Here is a 3697-nt window from a genome sequence, read left to right on the forward strand (position 1 = left end):
ATGATGTGGCGCATCAGGATCAGGCCCGGGCTGTAGCGCGCATTCTCCGACAGCGTGTAGGTGTTGAACATCATCGAATAGCGGCTGCGGTCGGCGACGCCGGCGAACATCGCGATCATCTCATCGTCGCAGACGAGGGCGTGAATGTCGATCGCCCGGCCGCCGCCGACGTTGGCGTGACAGGCCTCGCGGACGAAGGCCTCGGTTCCGGGCTCGGCGAACACGTTGGGCAGTCCCTGTGCCTTCATCCGCTCCGGCTTGATGCGGAAGAAGGCGGCAAGTACCGCGTCGATCTCGCTGTCCTCGGTGACCCGCCGATAGCGATAGCCGGGGAGGGCCTGGTACTTCTTTTCCTTGGCTTTCAGGCGGCGCCGGAACGAATTGCTGACGCGGTCGGCCGGCGGCGCGCCAGGCCGCATCACCAGCACCGGACACTGATTGACCGACGGCTGATGCGGCAGCAGCGCCATCGGATTGGACTGTCCCCACCAGCTCTGCGGCTGCTGGCACAGCGCCAGCATATCGGGGCAATCCGGCTGCGCGCGGAGAGCGGCGATCAGCACCTCGAGGTCGGTCGCATCCATCGCGCGCGCGGCATCGGCTCGCCACAGCGGCATGTTGAAGGTGCAGTGCTTGCCGCCGAGAAAGCTGGCGACGCGCGCGCCGTTGCAGTGCGCCACGCCGAGCGGCATCAGCATCAAAGGCCGGCGCTCGCAATCACGGGCGACGACGATGTAGGGCGCGACGCCTTGTTGCGCGCCGACATTGCGCTGCCAGGCACCGAGCAATTCGTAGCGCTGATAGGGCGTGGCGAACACGTCGCCGCTTTCGAGTTCGCGCCACGCAGCCGCGGCCGCCTCGAAATCTCGCACGATCTCGATCTGCGCGATCCGGCTGGGCTCGGCCGCGAGGGCGCCAGCGGTCCGGCCCTCATCCAGCACGGCCATCATCGTCATCGGCGCACCCGTCGCGATAAAGATTTGTTTACGCTTTGCGGCGCGACCGGACCTTTACAAAGAATTCTCAACAAACAGTAATGACACTAGGCGAAACGCGGGCTGTCGCCGCAGAGGTCGGGCTTGTCGATACATCGATTCTGGACGTCGGCAGGGCTCGGGCTCGGCTATTTCTCCGGTCTTGCACGCTTTGCTGAACTCGGCGGCGGCGGCGCCGGCGTGGTGCTGCGTTTCGAGCGGGTACGGCCGCGGCGCAGCGAACGGTTTCAGCCGCTACGCTCCAGAGAGATCACGCCGCAGTTTCTCGACCGCCTGCTGCGGGCGTTGAAGCGGTGGCGCTGCGAGATCGTCTCGCCGGACGACGTCGTCGCGCGTCTCGAAGAGCGGCGTCTGCGCTCGCGGTTCGTCTGTCTCACCTTCGACGGCGGCTCGCGCGATATCGCGACTTTCGCGCATCCGATCCTGGCGCGCCATGGCGTGCCGTTCGCGGTCTACCTGCCGACGGCGTTCCCCGACGGCATCGGAGAGGCGTGGTGGCTGGCGCTCGAACAAGTGATTACTACGCACGAGCGCATCGCATTGGTGATCGATCACAACGAGCGTTGGTTCGACACCGCCAAGCTCGACGACAAGTACCGGGTGTTCTATTTCCTCGGCACCTGGTTGCGCGCGCTGGGGCCGGCGGAGCTTCACACCGCGATCCACGATCTGTGCATCCGCTACAGCGTCGATCTGAAGCGCGTGACCCGCGAGGGCGTGATGAACTGGGGAGAGGTGGCCCGGCTCGCCGCGGATCCCAAGTGACGATCGGCAGCGCCACGGTGAACTATGCGCTGCTGGCGAACCCCGCAGAGGCGGTGGCTCGAAAGGAGATCACGATGGGTCGCGCCGTGCTGGAAGCGGCGCTCGGCCGCAGCGCTCCGCATTTCGCGTTTCCATTCGGCGAGACCGGCACCTTCACGGCGCGCCATTTCGAGATGGTCGAGCAGGCAGGCTTCACCAGCGCGATGACGTCGATGCCCGGCATGATCGATGCCGGCAACCCGCCGCGAGCCCATATGCTGCCGCGAATTTCGTGGGACGGGCGGCGCACGTCGCTGCGCGGTCTGCGCGTGGTGCTGTCGGGCCTGATGCCGCGCGCTGCGGCGGCGATCGGACGCTGAGAGCCGCCCGACAGCTAGTTCGTGTCCGGATCCGGGTCGGGCCGCGACATCCAGGATACGACCGGCATCGCCGGCAACACCCAACCGAGCCCGGCAACCACATAATAAACCGCCTGTAGCCATCCCGAGGCGGCGATCAGCGGCGCCTGCGCCAGCGCCATCGCGGTCAGCGACCAGACGATGGCGAGCATCAGCAGGACGATGGTTCCAATGAATTTGCGGGTCCGAATATGCATCGATCGATCACACGCTCGCGAAGCGTCATTTGCGCGCCTTGGCGCGTGGAAACGGCCGGACTATAAGGTCCGGCAAAATCCGATCAAGGGATGCTTTATGACCCACCCGGCGGCGCCGACATCCTCCAGCGTTCGCGCGGTGCGCATCTGGCTGACCATCGTGGCCGGTCTGATCGCCCTGATGGTGCTGGTCGGCGGCGCCACCCGGCTCACCGAGTCGGGCCTGTCGATCGTCGAGTGGAAGCCGGTCACAGGCACCCTGCCGCCGCTCACCGACGCACAGTGGCAGGCCGCGTTCGACGGCTACAAGCAGATTCCCCAATATCGCGAAATGAACGCCGGCATGTCGCTCGGCGAGTTTAAGACGATTTTCTGGTGGGAGTGGAGCCATCGCTTGCTCGGGCGGGTGATCGGCTTCGTCTACCTGCTGCCGTTCCTGTGGTTCGTGTGGCGCGGCGCGATCGGGCGCGACTGGACACGAGCGCTTTGGGCGATCTTCGGCCTCGGCGCGCTGCAAGGCGCGGTCGGCTGGTGGATGGTGGCGTCCGGCCTGTCGCAACGGACCGAAGTGTCGCAGGTGCGGCTGGCGACGCATCTGACGCTGGCGCTGCTGATCTACGCCGCCATCGTCTGGACGCTGCGGCGGATGCGCGACACACCGAACATCGTTGCCAATGCGCGGCTGAAATTCACAGCGATCGTGTTGTTGGTGCTGACCTTCGTGCAGCTGTATTTCGGCGCGCTCGTCGCGGGCCTGCGCGCCGGCAAGGTCTACAACACCTGGCCGAGCATCGACGGCGGGCTGATCCCGGACTCGGCGCGGTTGTGGTTCGAGACGCCGTGGTGGAAGAACCTGTTCGACAATCATCTCACCGTGCAGTTCGATCACCGCATGCTGGCCTATACGCTGTGGGCGCTGGCGGCACTGCATGCGATCGATGCCTGGCGGTCGGCGCGAGGCGCCGCAGGCGCTTTAGCGCTGTGGGTGGCGCTGACGCTGCAGGCGACGCTCGGCATCCTGACTTTGCTGCATCAGGTGCCGATCGACCTGGCGCTCGCGCACCAGGCAATGGGGATTGTAGTGCTGACGCTGGCCGTGCTGCAGGTCGAGCGGCTGACCGTGCCGGCTGTCAAGGCCGAGCCGCGGCTCAACGCGGTGCCACCTTCTCAAGTTCTGAGTCGTCATCCTGAGGTGCGCGCGTAGCGCGCCTCGAAGGATGCGGCCAAGGTGCTTGCGGCTCATCCTTCGAGGCCCACTGCGCCGCGCGTAGCGCGGCACAGCGGGCACCTCAGGATGACGACAGTGATATGTCGGGAAGCCGCCGCTAAGCCGCCCGCACGG

The 3697-nt window shown here is 66.1% G+C and carries 3 protein-coding genes and 1 pseudogene; 2 read left to right on the plus strand and 2 right to left on the minus strand.

What is annotated here, in order from left to right:
- A partial coding sequence (locus I5M_RS28585) for a GNAT family N-acetyltransferase (protein ID WP_022724526.1) occupies positions 1-956 on the minus strand: 956 nt, incomplete at its 3' end.
- Between the two features lie 123 nt (positions 957-1079).
- Here I5M_RS28585 and I5M_RS30790 point away from each other — a divergent pair.
- Positions 1080-2119 (plus strand): annotated as a pseudogene (locus tag I5M_RS30790) (polysaccharide deacetylase family protein).
- Positions 2120-2133: 14 nt separating this feature from the next.
- On the opposite strand, the gene I5M_RS28595 reads toward I5M_RS30790, so the two are convergent.
- On the minus strand, positions 2134-2355 hold the full coding sequence (locus tag I5M_RS28595; RefSeq protein WP_022724527.1) for a DUF2842 domain-containing protein: 222 nt from the start codon (positions 2353-2355) through the stop codon (positions 2134-2136).
- A 97-nt stretch (positions 2356-2452) separates the two neighbouring features.
- Between I5M_RS28595 and I5M_RS28600 the strand changes: the two genes are divergently transcribed.
- Positions 2453-3559 (plus strand): COX15/CtaA family protein, encoded by a 1107-nt coding sequence (locus I5M_RS28600; protein ID WP_022724528.1) that lies wholly within the window; start codon positions 2453-2455, stop codon positions 3557-3559.
- The last annotated feature ends 138 nt before the right edge of the window (positions 3560-3697 follow it).

It is taken from the genome of Rhodopseudomonas sp. B29 (genome assembly GCF_000333455.1).
Taxonomy (GTDB): domain Bacteria; phylum Pseudomonadota; class Alphaproteobacteria; order Rhizobiales; family Xanthobacteraceae; genus Rhodopseudomonas.